The following is a 16,355-nucleotide window of genomic DNA, read 5'->3' as shown; positions in this document are numbered from 1 at the left end:
TGTGGCCACACAAGCAGCCCTGACCACCTTGTGTGGCGCTTTCATCACCGCCTCTTTCAGGACATAAACATGACCTCTATCGTCAAAGTCAAAACGGGCTCCAAATTTGAAGAGTTGGGCAGCTACTCGCGTTTGGTTGCCGTCGACAATCTGATCTTCATGTCCAACACCGCCGGACGCAATCCCCGTACCAAGCTGATTCCCACCGACTTGCGCGAACAAACACTGCAAGTACTGAGCAATATCGAAACCGCACTGGCCTCAGTCGACGCCTGTCTGGCAGATATTGTTGCTGCTCGCGTCTTCATCCAGTTTCCTGAGGATGTGGACACCATCATGCAGGTATATGGTGAAAAAATGCGTGGAATCAATCCAACCCTCACCATGACCAGCCCTCCTCTGGGCTCACCCGAGTACAGGGTAGAAATTGAAGTGACGGCCTATCGCGGTGCCTCCAAAGGCACGATCAAAGAGCTGACCATTACCCCTTGAAAAGCGCCATGCGGTTGACGGTGACCGGTGTCGCGCCGCATGGAACGAGACATCCGGTCTACTCTACAGTCCAAGGAGACGAGCTGTGGCTCCCGTCATCACTCCTGTATCCAGCTCTATCGAGCTGCCAGACTCTTCAACCGTTGTTATTATCGGCGCGGGCATCATTGGCCTTAGCGCCGCCCTGACCCTGGCCGAACGCGGCATCCCCGTTGTTGTGCTTGAAAAGGGCTGTATCGCAGGCGAGCAATCCTCCCGCAATCTAGGCTGGGTGCGCAAAATGAGCCGTGCGGCACCTGATGTACCGTTGGCCCTGGCCGCCGACCAGCTCTGGTCCCAAATGCCTGAACGCCTCGGAGCCGATGTGGGCTACCGTCAGGCTGGCATTATGTACCTGGCCCGCAGCGAGGCTGAAATGCAGCAGCATGAGCAATGGCTAGCCTCGGTTCGGCATCTATCGCTGGACTCTCGCCTGCTCAATCCTTCCCAGATCAATGATATGGTGCCTGGTGGTCAGGGTCGGTGGGCGGGCGGTATTTATACCCCTTCTGATGGTCGCGCCGAACCCACCTTGGCCTGCAGTGCCATTGCGCAGGCTGCCCTGAAAAAAGGGGTTCTGATCGTCGAAAACTGTGCCGTCCGTAACTTGATCATGTCAGCAGGCCGCGTCAGTGGCGTCATGACCGAACGCGGCGCAATACACTGCGAACAGGTGCTGTTGGCAGGCGGCCTCTGGTCTCGACGCTTTCTGGGGAATCTGGGAGTCTCACTGCCAACACTGCCCCTGGTGGCCTCTGTCGTGCGCACCGCTCCTTTGGAGGGCCCTGCGGATATTGCCGTCGGTGCCCCCGACTTCTCATTTCGCAAGCGCCTGGACGGCGGCTTTACCATTACGCAACGCGGGGCTCTGTATGCTCCCTTGATGCTGGACAGTCTGTTACTGGGCAGGCAGTACCTGCCCATGCTGCGTGCTCAATGGAAAAATGTACGTATTTCTCTAGGCCGTGACTTCCTGTCGGATCTTATGTTGGGACGCCGCTGGAAGGGACATCAAATTTCCCCTTTCGAACGTATCAGAACGATGGACCCACCTACCTTGCCTGCTCTGAATACAGAAGCCATGAACAACTTGATTGCAGCCTGGCCCGTTTTTCAGCACGCCATTATCAAGCAAGCCTGGGGGGGCATGATTGATGTCACCCCGGATTCCCTGCCCGTCATTTGCAAGCTAGAACAGACTCCTGGACTCACCTTGGCCAGTGGATTTTCAGGCCACGGTTTTGGTACTGGTCCGGCCGCTGGTCAATTGGCCGCAGATCTGATCTGCGATACTACTCCTCTCGTCGATCCGGCTCCCTATCGCCTCGATCGTTTTCAACGATAAAAACAAATCGCGGCGACCCCCCACTATCGGGGTCGCCGCGATAATCAGACACGTCACTACAGACTCAAAGATTAATAGCCAACCATCGCTCCACGATCCAGACGCATACAAACTGCCTTCGGTTCGGTGTAGGCCTGGATAGCCTCGCTGCCAAACTCACGCCCCACCCCGGACAGTTTCCGACCGCCAAACGGCACGGCCAAATCCAGCACATTATGGGTATTGAGCCACACCGTCCCGGCATCAATTCGATCCGCAAGCAGGTGAGCCCGCTCCAGATCACGCGTCCAGATACTGGCGGCCAGACCGTAGGGCGTGTCATTGGCCAGATCGACCAGTTGTGAGGACTCCTCGATACGCAAGGCGCAGACCACAGGTCCAAACACTTCCTCACGCATCACAGGCATTTCACGCGATACCTCCGTCAACACGGTAGGCTGATAAAACCAGCCTGCCTCGCCAATCATATCGCCGCCTGCCAATGCCACCGCCCCCTCATCCAGACTGGAGCGAACCAGGCCAGCCACCCGCTCCCGCTGGCGAGCAGAGATCAATGGACCTATTTGAGCTTGCGGATCAGCACCCGATCCCAATTTCAGCGTCCTGGCGATATCGGCCACACCCGCAATCACTTCCTCATACACCGCGGCCTCAATCAACAAGCGCGAGCCCGCTGTACATATCTGACCTGAATTGGAAAAAATAGCGGCAGCCGCCCCAGGCACTGCTCGGCTCAAATCAGCATCGGCCAAAATAATGGTGGGGGATTTGCCACCCAGCTCCAGAGTGACACGTTTCATGGTCGGTGCCGCTGCTGCCCAAATTCGCTGCCCTGTCGCGGTAGAGCCAGTAAACGAGATCTTGCGCACCAGGGGATGTTCGACCAGAGCCGCTCCTACATCATGGCCATAGCCCGTGACAATATTGACTGCACCTGCTGGAAAGCCCGCCTCCAGAATTAACTCCCCCAAGCGCAAGGTCGTCAAGGAGGTTTCTTCAGATGGTTTGAGGACAACGGTACATCCACAAGCGATTGCCGGTGCCAATTTCTGAATAGCTTGTCCCAGAGGAAAGTTCCAAGGGGTAATTCCGCCCACGACGCCCATGGGCTTGCGTTCGGTATAAGCCCGGTAGGACGCCCCATCCTGAACCAGAGGTGAAAGGGCAATATATTCGCCGGAAATTTTAGAACTCCAACCTGCAAAATAACGCAGCGCCTCGATCGCAAAAGGAATATCAATCATGCGTGTGACACTTAACAGCTTGCCGCTATCCAGGGACTCGAGCTGAGCCAGTTCCTCTGCATGTTCTTCGATCAGCAAAGCCAAACGCTCCAACAGCCGCCCCCTGTCCAAAGGACGCATGGACCGCCAGGCCTGACTCTCAAAACAACGGTGGGCCGCCATGACAGCATGGTCGACATCCGCCGCCGTACAAGCTGGAATCGTCGTAATAAACTCGCCCGTTGCCGGATTGAGCACATCAATCCGTCGTGCTGACGGGGAGGCCCCACTGAGCTTTCCATCCAATAACAACAGGCCTTCAGGCATACGTATTTCAGATAAGGCCAGGTCCGGATTTAAAACAGATGCTTGCTTCATAAGTGTCTCTGCTTATTCGAGTAAAAATAGATGTGGTGCGTGCACGGCTGTGCCATCAAGGCAAATCCGTTGTGTCCGTCTGCAGATAGTGGTGAACGGAACTCTTCAGACGGGTATGTGCCAAAACCGCCTCCTCGCTCAGGTCATGCCCCATGCCCGAGCTCTTCCAGCCACCAAATGGCAAGCTGACATCAAGCGTATTGTGGGTATTCACCCAGACAGAGCCGGCCTGAAGCTTGCGCGTCATATAGCGCACCCGGTCCAGATCCCGACTCCAGATGCTGGCACCCAATCCAAACTCGGAGTCATTAGCCAAGCTCACCGCCTGGGCATCATTCTCAAACGAGGCAGCCACCAGAACAGGGCCAAATATTTCTTCACGCACGACCCGCATCTGCGGGCTCACCCCAGCAAGCACCGTCGGCCGTACATAAGCCCCAGGATGATCCAGGCCTTGCCCGCCCGTGCGCAACGAGGCTCCTTCTCGAATCCCTTCTTGCACGTAAGCGAGCACACGCTGACTGTGAGCGCGATTGACCAAGGGGCCCATCGCACTTTGCGAATCCAGTGGAGCTCCCAACGTGATGGACTCGGCAATCGCACTAATACCGTCAACAACCTCATCAAAGACACGGGCATGAGCATACAGGCGTGATCCCGCACAACAGTTCTGACCATGATTGGCAAAGATGGCCCAAGCGGCCTGAGGAATAGCACGCGACAGATCGGCATCCTGGGCAATAATGACGGGCGATTTACCGCCTAACTCCAGGCTGAAACGTTTGAAAGCCCCTGCCGCATCCAGCGCAATCTGCCTGCCAACCTCGGTAGAACCGGTAAAACTCACCATGTCCACATCCGGGTCCCGCACTAACGCAACCCCCACCTCAGGCTCACTGCCTGTCACCACATTAAGTACCCCTTCAGGCAGGCCTGCCTCCAGCGCCAGCTGTGCCAGGTACAAAGCAGTCAGCGGAGTTTGGGGTGCCGGCTTCAAAACGATAGTGCAGCCCGCCGCCAGTGCCGGTGCAATTTTCCAGATCGCAATCCCCAGAGCAACATTCCAGGGGACAATGGCAGCCACCACTCCTACAGCTTCTCGAAACGTGAAACCATCCAGCTCGCCGTCAGGCACATAGGGAACCGACAAAGGGGTCGTTCGCCCCGATAGTTTGGTCGCCCAACCCGCCATATAACGCAACACATGAGCCGAGTAATGCACGTCAACATGCAAGGTGTTCTGCAACAAGCGCCCGCTACACACTGTCTCGATTTCCGACAAGGGGCGAGCATGTTGCTCCAGCAAATCAGCCAGGCGCAGCAAACAGGCCTCACGCTGATGGGGGCGATACCTTGACCAAGCTCCCCCTAAAGCCTTTTTGGCTGCCGATACGGCATCTGCCACATCCAGCATCCGAGCCTGTCCGGCATGGGCGAAAACCTGCCCGGTGCTTGGGTCTTGCAACGCATACGTCGACGCAGCCCTGACCTGCTTTCCACCGATATGAAAGCCATGTGACGAGTCCAGAAAAGAGCGCGTGCTCTGCCCGAGCGATCCATAATCATTGTCCAGACGCAATTCAATCTCCACAGACATGCCGCCCCTGCGGTCTGCACGATCAGGCCGCTTGGCAACATTCAAAACAAAGTTGATTCAATCTTCAGTGCACAGCTCATGGACTTCGACCAGGAGTCTGCTAGCCACTCCAGCGTAGCAATCCAGCTCCGGCGGCAATAGGCACCAATGCGCAGCCACTATCCCTTAAGTGCAGCAAAAAAAGAGCCGTGTCGCCGTCAGCGAGGTTTGAGGACTTCGGAGGGGCTTTGACCGAATCGCGCCCTGAAATCACGTGCAAACTTTCCCAGATGGAAAAAGCCATAACGTGTCGCGATGTCCGTGACGTTCTCCCCTGTTTCCCGAGCATCCAGCAAGGCGGATCGGGCTGCCTCCAGCCGCATGCGCTTTAACTGTGCGCCAGGTGTGGTCTGCCGGAAATTGCGAAATCCGGCATGCAAGGTGCGACGGCTGACGCCCACCGCCTGCACCAGATCGTCAACACAGATGGAGGCCGTTAAATGAGCATGCATATATTCTTCTGCTCGTTTGATGAAAAACGGAGCCGGACTCGTTGTTGCCGAGCAAGCGGGTTGCGCTAATTTGCGTGGCAAGGCACGAACGGCATTAACGACTATTTTTTCAATGGTCTGCCGAAATGCGGGCAAGCCCAGCAAAGAAGCGCCACTGGTCGTGTCCTCGCAAATCGCCTGCAAGATTCCTGACAAGGCCCGTGCCTGACCGTCGGCATTGATACGAGCTATTTCAAAAAAGGCACGCTGCCCCCCTGGACTTAGCCCATCTTCCTCATCCAGGGAATCAATCAGTGCCGCATTCAGCTGCAAGGTCAGGTGGGTGTAGTCTGCCGACATTGAGGAAACAAATGTCTCTCCGGGATGCACGACATACAACATACCTGGCCGAACCTCAAAATGAGCACCCGCCTGACGGTACTGGGCCATGCCACTTAACGGAATCTTGAACAAGTAGTGATCGCTCAGTTCCTGGGCCTCAAGGCTGACAACACCAGCGGGTACGCCATACTCGATGAAATGCAAGGAGAGTCCCTGCAGCAGCAAGCGATTATGCGTAAAACACACGGCTTGCCGCGTATCCAGTTCTAACCGATGCGGGGCGAGAATTGCGCTCAAGTGTTCACGCGCCTGATCCGCAAACCGTGTATTCATCGCCGGAAACCCCTCCAGCCTCAACGCAGGGTTCACACACCCTGCCTGGCTTCGGGCCTGACGTTGAGCTGTTGTCTCGTATCTCATCTCGCCTCCGCTTGAATCAAGAATTCCTGCACCGGCCAATCAGGCGGCTGCGGGTACCAGTACCTCCTCCTCAACTCGGGTGGAGCCCACTTTGAGGTAGACCGATGGCCGATTGCGTTTCAGCCAACTGCCATGCAGATAGCCCGCAATGACCACCACCAGGAACAGAAATGGCAGGTTATTGACCAGAACAGAGTCCGTACCTGTCAGTGCCGAATAATTAGCCAGTGACAAGCAGGTCGCAATGGCCAGGAGCAGACCCGCTAGCAAAGGGGCGCCTGTCTTGGCCAAAGAATATTCACCACGTCGGATGAAAAAGACGCAGATAGAAAAAGATGTAGTCGTGAGCAAACACATCAAGCCCACGGCCCCCATGGATGAAAGACTTGTCGCCAGATTGAGCAAAGGGTCCAGGCCGGCCAAGGCAAAAGCGCCAATCACCACAATAAAAATACAGGTCAAGAAGATACACGCCACATACGGCGAACCATGTTGCGGATGAACCTTGCCCAGCACAGCCGGAATCAAACCGTCGCGCGCCACCGCAAACAAGTAGCGGGCAATATTGTTGGCAAAGCCCAGGGCAGCGGCAAACAGGCTGGTCACCACCAACAGATTCAATGCATGACGGCCTAACTCGCCCAAATATTGTTCACCCATGCCGGTGAGCAAACGTCCCGGGTCTGCGGCGGCCACTGCCTGCAGTTTCTCGGGAGTCACGCTCAACACCAGGCACCAGGAAGAAAAGACATAAAACGTCCCCAACACCAAAATGGCACCGTAGGTTGCCCGTGGAATCGTCACCAGGCTATTTCTGGCCTCTTCTCGATAAATAGCGGTTGCCTCAAAGCCAACCACGCCATTGATGGCATAGATAATGGAGATACCAAAACCAGGCGCCAGCACGGCAGCAGGCGTAAAGCTGCTGAAATCCAGGCCAGTAAATCCGACGTGGTACAAAATCAGCACATCCAGCACCAGAATGAAGGCCACCTCCAGAATCAACAACACCGCCAGCACTTTGGCCGCCATCGTAATTTTTCGATAGCTTAGGTAGGCAATCAAGGCAACACTGATCGCGGCCCACATTTCCCAGCGTGTAGTGACGCCGAAAACCTCTTGCACAAAATCAGTGGAAAAAAAGGCCATCGCCCCCAAGGTGGAGGTAGATGCGCAGATATAGGCAATGATGGCCACATAGGCGGCTGCCACCCCCACCTGTTTGTTCAGGCTGGTCGCAATATAGGCGTAAAAGGCCCCCACATTTCGTACATGGGGAATCATGCGCACATAGCCCACCGCAAAGATCAGCATCACCAGGCAAATCAGCAGCATGGTGCCAGGTGTGCCCGCACCATTGCCAAACGCAAAAGCCAGTGGAACCAGCCCGCCCAACACCCCCAAAGGGGCAGCACAGGCCAGAATCATGAAAATAATGTCAGCAGTGCCCAATTGACCAGGAATCAAACCCGGCTTGGACACTGATCGCGCATCAATGTGGCTCATTGTTGTCTCCGTTTTCGTATTATGTGATTTATGCGCCATGTGCAATTAATGCTAATTTGTCGCTCTGAAAGCAGGTATTGCCGTTCTTCCCCGAAAATTTGCAATTCCGGCCAAATAAGCCGAAATGCATAAAAAATCAGGTACCGAACAAGCTGATGTGCCAAGACAGCTCAACGCAAGCAAACACATGGATTTCAAAGCAGGATCAGAAACTGGCGCTGAGGACCAGTTGCGTATAGATATTGGTTGAGGCATTTCTGTTCTGGCTGCCGCCATTGGCCTCATACTGGCGTGGCTTGTATAAGCCCACCAAAGGGGTAATGGTGATGTGGTCCGTCACCGCCCAGTCCAGATACAGATCGACGGCATTGGCATCACTGTTGAGCACATCTCGATTGGCAACGGTTCTGTAGTTATAGAAAATCGCGCCCACAGTCAGATTGTCATAAGGTCGGGCTCGCAAGGAGATGGCATGTACCGCCAGATTGCTGGCAAATGCACCTGGGACATAGTTTCCTGCTACCTCTCCATGCGTCCAGCCATCATCCAAGTACCCACCCGTAAAGAAGGGATCCCAGCGCTTTGAGTAATGGCTGTAGCGGTAACTGATTTCCGGACTCCAGGCCATATCGGCAAAGGTGTAGCCAGCTTGAACAGACCACGCCGTTTCATGGCCAGACTGCTTGTCCTGACGAGCCAAATCGAAGCCGAATTTGGCATTTTCTATACCCGCGCTTCCCTCTCCGAACAGGCCGTAAATGTTCATATTCTTGCGCTCCAATGCCATGGCATCGGCGTACTGCTTATCTACATCCAGACCCCGGATATAACTGAAGCCTACGGTCCCTTCAGCAGCGGTGTACTCGACCGTCCCAACCGCCATTTCCGTCTTGGCCATTGCCGGGTTGTCGGACTTGATCCACATGGCACTACCATGCAGCCCCTCCTTGCCGCCCAAACGTAAAACAGCGGTCTTGGCAAAAGAATGACGAGGGCCCAGATAGTAAGCACCACCTCGATCAAACTCCCTGCCCATGCCTCTGCCTGGATTGGCTGCATCGTCATAGACCAGAAACCCTCGGCCAACCTTGATGCTCTGCCGACCAAAGGAAATATCAATGCCATCCTGGCCCAAGAAGGGAAACAAGCTCCCCGAGCGCCACCCCACATAGGCATCCTCAAAACTGGTGCGCCTCTCTTTTCCTATCGAATAACCGCCAGGGTCGCCGTCGCCCCAAGTGCCAGAGCTGATCAAGGCCAGGCTACCGTACACAGAGCCAGCACCAATGCGGTCCGTTTCACCACTTAAACCATATTTGGCAAACCCTTCCTGCCATCCAAAACGGCCTGGACGACCTATATAGTTATGCTTGCTGTTCAAGACACCAAAGACAACGGTCAGATCAGCATTGAGCTCAGTACCCTCTTCACGATAGAGCTCGTAGGCTTGAGACTGAGGAATAGAGACGCATAAGATGCCCGCAGCGAGCAAGGATGCGCGAATGATTGAGTGCATGGAGCAACTCCTTTCTTTCTTATAGGAACTACAGCCTGAAATCATCTTGTGGGATGCCGATGTATGCAGAACCTGTGCTAAGCGCCAGAACCTTGGCATGCAGCAACAAATTCAAGCCCTATCAGGCTAAATAGCCCCCCTCCTGTCCCGCTATCCCATTCACGCAGATGGCAGCCCTTTCCTGCACTTATTCACCAAACTGGCGAAAACCGCCCTTCCGCCCGTCGCTCGCAGCCTGGACGAAATAAAAAAAGCCCGCTTTTTTAAGCGGGCTTTCACTTCACTGTAGAAGTACAGCTATACGTTCAGGTAGACAAAAACTCATCCACCAACTCAATCCAATGCTTGACCGCAGTCCGACCCGCTCCATTCAAATGATTCCCGCAGGCCATGTTGGCCGTGACAATCAGGTCAGGCTTGCTGCTTTCCAGCGCATCCATCTTGCGATCCCGCAGGCGTCCTGCGATCTCGGGCTGAGTCAATGAATAGGTGCCCGCCGAGCCGCAGCACAAATGGCTATCCGGCACGGCGCCCAGATCAAAACCCAGACGAGTCAGCACGGTCTCAACCCTCCCTCCCAGTTTTTGCGCATGCTGCAAAGTACACGGACAATGGAAAGCCAGGCGTGGGCGGGTTTGCGTGTTCAGGCATTCTTCCAAAGGCTGCTCTTCCAGCACTTCGACCAGATCCTTGGCCAGTTCACTGACGCGGCGAGCGCGCTCGGCATAGGCCGGATCGTTCCTGAACAGGTCCACGTACTCTTTCACAAAAGCGCCGCAACCGCTGGAGGTCTGCACAATCGCCACAGCTCCCTGTTCGATCTGCGGCCACCAGGCGTCGATATTGCGACGCGCCTGCTCCAGGCCCTGTTCTTGCGCACCCAAGTGAAAAGACGAAGCGCCACAGCAGCCTGCCTGAGCGATGGGCGTCACGCTGATGCCCAAGCGATCCAGCACTCGGGCCGTCGCGGCGTTAATGGAAGGTGCCATGGCTGGCTGCACACAGCCTTCCAGCATCAGGACTCGTTTGCTATGTCGCTGTGCAGGTCGCGTCAAATCCGCATTTTGCTTGGGCGGAATTTTTTCCTGTAAAGAAGATGGCAGCAAGGGGCGCATGGTTCGCGCGACCCCCAGCAAGGCACCGACTCGACCAGGCTCAGGCAGAATTTGCGTCAAGGCGACTCGCATGGCGCGGTCCTTCAAAGGCCGCTTTACTTTGGGTTCCAAAGCGGCCCGACCTATATCCAGCAAGTTGTGATATTTCACCCCCGAAGGACAGGTCGTTTCACAGTTACGGCAGCTCAGGCAGCGATCCAGGTGATGCTGGGTCAATTCCGAGGTAGCCTTGCCTTCCAGGAACATCTTGATCAGGTAAATACGGCCACGGGGACCGTCCAGCTCATTGCCCTGGTCCAGATAGGTGGGACAGGTGGCATTACAGAACCCGCAATGCACACAGGAGCGCAAAATGGCCTGGGCTTGCTCGGCTTGCGGCAGTTGCTGAGCCCATGGTGTCAGTTGTGTTTGCATGTGGACTCCGCCGAAGGAAAGAGACGACCTGGATTAAAAATGGCAGCAGGGTCCAGCTGTTGCTTCAAGCGCTGATGCCATATCAACAAGGACTCGGGCAAGACATCCTGCCCGGCGCCTGATCCGGACCAGCAACGGGCATGCCCTTTCAAGGCTTGAGCTTGCGCATGAATCTGCTCGGCAGGCGCATCGGATTTCAGCCACAGCTGTGTCCCACCCCAATCCACCAGAATCTGGCCGGGCCATGTGTGCACTGGGGCATCGACTGGCAAGGCGATCCGCCACAAGGTGCCGGGTTGCTTGAAGAACTCCAGGCGCTGCTCGCACAAATCGTCCCAATAGGACAAGTCCAAAGCCTCCCCACCGATTTGCTCTTGAGCCAATTGCACTGAGCTGTCGCCACCTTCCAGACGCAAATGCAAACGTCCGTCCTGCCAAGCTGCGCCCGTAATGGGACGGCTTTGGTCACGCCAACTGCGCAATAAACCGGCGATTTCCTGCTGGGCTACCTCCAGAACCAGGCTGGCACGGCTACGTGGGCGAGGCAAGACTTTGAAAGACACCTCGGTAATCACACCCAAAGAACCCTGTGCGCCGACCATCAGCCGCGATACGTCATAACCGGCGACGTTCTTCATGACCTGGCCTCCAAAACGCATATGTGTGCCCATGCCACTGATCAAACGGCAGCCCAGTACATAATCTCGTAATGAGCCTACCCAGGGACGACGCGGTCCCGACAGACCACAGGCGGTGGCTCCACCAACAGTGGCGCGGCCATCAAACAGAGGCGGCTCAAAAGGCAGGCATTGGCCTTGCTCGTTCAAGATCGTTTCCAGCGCTTGCACGGAAGTCCCGGCACGCACCGTGACGACCAGTTCCGCCGGATCGTAATCGACCACCCCTTCATGGCCTGCCAGGCTCAGCTCTTGCCCCTGCACGGCTTTGCCTAAAAAAGCTTTGGTATTGCCGCCTTGCAAACGCAAGGGGGTTTTAGTGGCCAGGGCTTGCTGGACCTGCTCCAGCAATTCAGCGCTGCGATCCTGATTTTTATGTTCTACGGTACTCATCAGAAGCGCTCCAACTCTGGGAAAGGCAATTGCCCGTGATGGATGTGCATGCCGCCCATTTCTGCACAGCGATGCAAAGTGGGAATGTTCTTGCCGGGATTCAGCATGGTTTTGGGATCAAAGGCAGCTTTGATCGCATGGAAAAACTGCAGCTCGTCTTCATTGAACTGCACACACATTTGATTGATTTTCTCTCGGCCTACACCGTGCTCGCCGGTAATTGTGCCGCCGACTTCCACACACAATTCCAGAATCTTGCCGCCCAAGGCTTCGGCTCGCTCCAGCTCGCCAGGTTGATTGGCATCGAACAGAATCAGCGGGTGCATATTGCCATCGCCCGCATGAAACACGTTGGCGACGCGCAGGCCGTACTCTTCGGAAAGCTCGGCGGTTTTCTTCAGCACATAAGCCAACTGACGACGCGGAATGGTGCCGTCCATGCAGTAATAGTCGGGAGAAATCCTGCCTACAGCGGGAAAGGCGTTTTTACGACCGGCCCAGAAGCGTTGTCGCTCCTGCTCGTCCCGCGCAACCCGCACTTCTTGCGCGCCGGCCTTGAAAAGAACCTGCTCAACACGAGCCACATCGTCCTGCACGTCTTCCAAAGCGCCATCAATCTCGCAAAGCAAGATCGCTTGTGCATCAACGGGATAGCCAGCGTGGATAAAGTCCTCGGCTGCGCGGATGGACATTTGATCCATCATCTCCAGCCCTGCCGGCACAATGCCTTGGGCAATAATCTGGGCCACGGCATCAGCTGCTTTTTCCACTTCGTCAAAGCTGGCCAGCAGCACCACCGTACAGGGGGGACGTGCCAGCAACTTGACAGTAATTTCCGTGACTACCCCCAGCATTCCTTCGGAACCCGTAAACAGGGCCATCAAATCAAAGCCGGGCGTATCCAGAGCTTCGGAGCCCAAAATCAATCGTTCGCCTGTGACGGTAATCACTTCCAGGCGCAGGATATTGTGTACGGTCAGACCATATTTCAGGCAGTGCACACCGCCCGCGTTTTCCGCTACGTTGCCCCCAATTGAACAGGCAATCTGCGAAGACGGGTCCGGTGCGTAATACAAGCCAAAGGGTTGGGCCGCCTGAGAGATCGCGATATTACGCACGCCGGGCTGAACGCGAGCAATCCCGGCTACAGGGTCCAGATCCAGAATCTGGTTCAAGCGCGCCATCACCAGCAAAATACCCTGCTCCAAAGGCATGGCACCGCCCGACAAGCCGGTACCCGCACCACGAGCCACCACCGGCACGCCGACTTCGTGAGCCAAGCGCATCACGGCCTGTACCTGCTCCACATTACGGGGCAAAACGACCAGCAAGGGTTTGGCGCGATAAACACTCAGTCCATCACACTCGTAAGGATGCAGTTGCTCATCAGTGTGCAGCACATCCAGGCCGGGAATATCATCACGCAAACGGCTAAGCAGCTGCATCCTGTCCACGCGGGGCAGCACACCGTCCAGTTTTTCGTCGTAGCGCAAGCTCATGACGCCTCCTGTCTTTTAAAGTCTCCTGAAACGGATGGTCTTTGATGCGGGCTGGCTTGTCCAGCCGTCAGGCTACTGGTCCGACCAGTTTTTACCCTAAGAGAGTATTAGGGTTTATCTTTATACTTATAAATCAGACAGATAGATAATCAGCTTGTTATCATTTCCACAGGCATACAACTGGTCTGACCACGAATGAAAATGCAGGAACCCAAGCGTTTGGAAGTCACCGCCGAGCTGGTCGCCCAACGCATCGAAACTTTTATTATGGATGGCGTCCTGAAACCGGGACAAGTCCTGCCCTCCGAGCGGCAACTGACGCAAAGACTGGCGGTGTCCCGATCTGCCCTGCGCGAAGGGCTACAAATCCTGCGCGTGCGCGGCTTGATTGAAACCCGACATGGCAAAGGTTCCTTTGTCGCCAACCTGATTGATTCAGCCGTCAGCAAGCCGCTGGAGCACCTGCTTCAAGCGCAAGGGCGCACTCTATATGACTTGCTGGAAGTGCGTGAACTGCTGGAAAGCGAGGCGGCTCAACTAGCCGCCTCCAGGGGGACGGAAGCCGATCACATCATGATACGACGACGCTTTCAGGAACTGGAGGATCTGCAAATGCAGGATGCAGCGCCTGAACAGGTTGCGCGGGCAGATCATGCTTTTCATGCGGCAATCTGTGAGGCCTCGCACAACCCGGTGCTGGTACATATGATCAGCCTGTTCAACGATTTGATGTTATCTACGGTGCGCGTGTCCGTGCAGCACCTGTATCCCGACCATGACTCCAAACGCAGGTTGGACAGACAACATGCGCGTTTATGCAATGCCGTCACACAAGGCCAAGCTGACTTGGCCCGACGCGCCGCCAAAGAACATATCGATGGGATACGACGACAACTACAGGAGATGGAGGCCAAACAGCTGCGCCTGGAACATGCCCGGCAACGTCTGAATGGCCTTTAGTTCTTTGACTTACTTCGCCAACAGATTGGCCAGCATATAACCTGATCCGGCCCCCGTCCCTGCACCGGGCCAGGTCGAGGCGCCGCACAAATACAGATCCTTGATCGGCGTTTTGTATTTGGAGTAACCGGCCACTGGGCGGAAGAAGAAGTTCTGATCCAGATGGTGGCTGCCCGAGAGGTTATCACCACCAATCAAGTTCGCATTGAACTGCTCCAGATCCTGGGGCGACATGATATGGCGGGCCAGGATCTTGCTACGCAGGCCCGGCGCATAACTTTCAAGCAGATCCAGGACGCGCTCTGCATATGCATCCTTAAGCTGCGACCAATCGCCAGCGGCAATCTTGCCAGAAGCGTCGCCTTTGATTTGGGCTGGCAGCACACGCACTTGAATCCACAAGGTATGTTTCCCCTCCGGGGCGCGGGAAGGATCCAGTGCTGTACCTTGTCCAACCACAAGAACTGGCTCGGCAGGCAATAAACCTGCAGCTGCTTCGGCATAGACGCGGCTCATCATGGCCATATCGGGTGCCAGATGGACGTAGGAGAAACGCTGCAGCTCGGTGCCCGCTGTCCAATCAGGCAAGCCATCCAGAGCTAAATGGATCATCATGGTGCCCAAACCGGGGCGGAAGGCATCGACTTTCTTCTGATAATCCTTGGGGACGGTAGCAGACTGCACCAGGCGCCCAAAGACGAGCTGAGGATTCAGATTCGCGATGACCGCCTTGCGTGCCTTCAAACGGCGACCGTCGGCCAAAACAACACCACTGGCGCGACCATTCTCTTGTTCAATTGTCTGCACGGGGGCATTCAACAGCAGCTCACCGCCCAGCTCCTGCAGCAAGCTCGTCATGGCACGGATAATCGTGTCAGCACCGCCCTGCCCGATCACCATGCCGAAGGCTTGGTTGGCCATGGACTCCAGATAAGGAAACAAGGCACCGCCTGCTGTGTCTGGTGTGAAATCCACATGCAGCCCCCAGGCTGCCATCATGGCTTTCACTGAGTCGCTCTCGAAATGGCGGTCCAGAAAGTCACGAGGCGTCGCCAGCAGCAATTGCATCAGCTCTGCAACGCCATCCTTGCCCAGCTCCCGCCAGCTCTTCCAGGCGCTTTTCATCAGGCCCCACGAAGGCATAGGGCTACCGAGCACAGCAAACAGATGGGGAGCCTTGCTCTGGAAGTCATCTAGCATGGCTTGCCAAGCCTGAGCGTCCTTCTCAGAAACAGCTCGAATACGCCTTAAGGTCGTTTCCAGGTCTGTACTGACGCCCAAATAACTTTGATCCCGGAACACGCTGGCAAAGCAATGCTCTGCAGGGACGAATGCCAAGCCATGGCGAGCCAAAGCTTCTTTATGGCGCTGGAAGAACGCAGAGCCTGCGAAGGAGGACAAGTTCATGGCGCACACATCATGCTTGAAGCCTGGCAAGGTCAACTCCTGAGTGCTGACCGCACCACCTGCCGAGCTTTTGGCTTCCACAACCTGAACTTTCCAGCCTTTACTGGCCAGTTCAACCGCTGCTGCCAAGCCGTTGTGCCCTGCCCCAACCACAATCGCGTCTACTACTGTCTCTGCACCCACGAGCAACTCCTTTAGCTCTAAAGTATTTACCCATATTCTACGGCGCAAAGAGAAAACTGAGTAGGAATTTCAGGAGGATCAGGGAGGACGAATACAGGCAGTGACTAAGTACGCTACAGCCCTAAGCTAAGGAGACAGATGTCGGCAGTTGCAGGCGCCAATCTTGGTAGACAAAGCTGATTGGTGCGAAAAGCTCAGCTGCTAATGCTACGAGCGCGAAGAGTAGAGCGACCACTCTGCAGCGATGATCCAGCCACGTTGTCTGCAACTAAAGCATTAAACGCGCTATGCGCACCAATCATAGAGCAGGCCCCCCTCATGCCGATCAGAGTCACTACCCGGGGCAATCAGCAGCAGCAGAAGAAGAAGAAGAAGAAGA

Annotated in this window: 12 protein-coding genes; 3 read left to right on the top strand and 9 right to left on the bottom strand. The window is 55.7% G+C overall.

Annotated elements, in window-relative coordinates; genetic code table 11:
* The first annotated feature begins 69 nt into the window (after positions 1–69).
* Both ACFPDR_RS14010 and ACFPDR_RS14005 read left to right on the top strand, forming a co-directional pair.
* Positions 70–492: a Rid family hydrolase gene (locus ACFPDR_RS14010; protein ID WP_042487671.1), complete on the top strand. Its 423-nt coding sequence runs from the start codon at positions 70–72 to the stop codon at positions 490–492.
* Between the two features lie 85 nt (positions 493–577).
* A complete protein-coding gene (locus ACFPDR_RS14005; protein WP_042487674.1) occupies positions 578–1,876 on the top strand; it encodes an NAD(P)/FAD-dependent oxidoreductase in 1,299 nt (432 codons plus the stop codon).
* 71 nt (positions 1,877–1,947) lie between these two features.
* On the opposite strand, the gene ACFPDR_RS14000 is transcribed toward ACFPDR_RS14005, so the two are convergent.
* From ACFPDR_RS14000 to glcD, 8 genes are all read right to left on the bottom strand, one after another.
* A complete protein-coding gene (locus ACFPDR_RS14000) occupies positions 1,948–3,477 on the bottom strand; it encodes an aldehyde dehydrogenase family protein (RefSeq protein ID WP_080723824.1) in 1,530 nt (509 codons plus the stop codon).
* A 55-nt stretch (positions 3,478–3,532) separates the two neighbouring features.
* Positions 3,533–5,074 carry an aldehyde dehydrogenase family protein gene (locus ACFPDR_RS13995; protein ID WP_042487677.1) on the bottom strand — a complete coding sequence of 514 codons (1,542 nt, stop codon included), beginning with the start codon at positions 5,072–5,074 and terminating at the stop codon, positions 3,533–3,535.
* Positions 5,075–5,271: 197 nt separating this feature from the next.
* On the bottom strand, positions 5,272–6,219 hold the full coding sequence (locus ACFPDR_RS13990) for an AraC family transcriptional regulator (protein WP_052363012.1): 948 nt from the start codon (positions 6,217–6,219) through the stop codon (positions 5,272–5,274).
* 126 nt (positions 6,220–6,345) lie between these two features.
* Positions 6,346–7,812, bottom strand: a complete 1,467-nt coding sequence (locus ACFPDR_RS13985) for an APC family permease (protein ID WP_042487679.1) — start codon at positions 7,810–7,812, stop codon at positions 6,346–6,348.
* Between the two features lie 205 nt (positions 7,813–8,017).
* Entirely contained in the window at positions 8,018–9,328 is a 1,311-nt protein-coding gene (locus ACFPDR_RS13980) for a hypothetical protein (RefSeq protein ID WP_197313691.1), read from the bottom strand.
* 305 nt (positions 9,329–9,633) lie between these two features.
* The gene (gene glcF / locus ACFPDR_RS13975; RefSeq protein WP_376911273.1) at positions 9,634–10,857 is read right to left on the bottom strand and encodes a glycolate oxidase subunit GlcF; all 1,224 of its coding nucleotides are present in this window, start codon (positions 10,855–10,857) and stop codon (positions 9,634–9,636) included.
* Positions 10,842–11,927 carry a glycolate oxidase subunit GlcE gene (gene glcE / locus ACFPDR_RS13970; RefSeq protein ID WP_374697912.1) on the bottom strand — a complete coding sequence of 362 codons (1,086 nt, stop codon included), beginning with the start codon at positions 11,925–11,927 and terminating at the stop codon, positions 10,842–10,844. Before glcE ends, glcF begins: the two co-directional genes overlap by 16 nt.
* Positions 11,927–13,426, bottom strand: a complete 1,500-nt coding sequence (gene glcD / locus ACFPDR_RS13965; protein WP_035268958.1) for a glycolate oxidase subunit GlcD — start codon at positions 13,424–13,426, stop codon at positions 11,927–11,929. Before glcD ends, glcE begins: the two co-directional genes overlap by 1 nt.
* Positions 13,427–13,621: 195 nt before the next feature.
* Here glcD and glcC point away from each other — a divergent pair, with 195 nt between their 5' ends.
* On the top strand, positions 13,622–14,386 hold the full coding sequence (gene glcC, locus ACFPDR_RS13960; protein ID WP_051316371.1) for a transcriptional regulator GlcC: 765 nt from the start codon (positions 13,622–13,624) through the stop codon (positions 14,384–14,386).
* 9 nt (positions 14,387–14,395) lie between these two features.
* On the opposite strand, the gene ACFPDR_RS13955 is transcribed toward glcC, so the two are convergent.
* Positions 14,396–15,976, bottom strand: coding sequence for a phytoene desaturase family protein (locus ACFPDR_RS13955; RefSeq protein ID WP_376911272.1), 1,581 nt, complete (start codon positions 15,974–15,976; stop codon positions 14,396–14,398).
* Positions 15,977–16,355 lie beyond the last annotated feature (379 nt).

Origin of the sequence: Alcaligenes sp. GCM10023179, assembly GCF_042653705.1 — a bacterium.
Lineage (GTDB): Bacteria > Pseudomonadota > Gammaproteobacteria > Burkholderiales > Burkholderiaceae_B > Alcaligenes > Alcaligenes phenolicus.
This window is presented reverse-complemented; position numbering and strand designations above follow the sequence as displayed.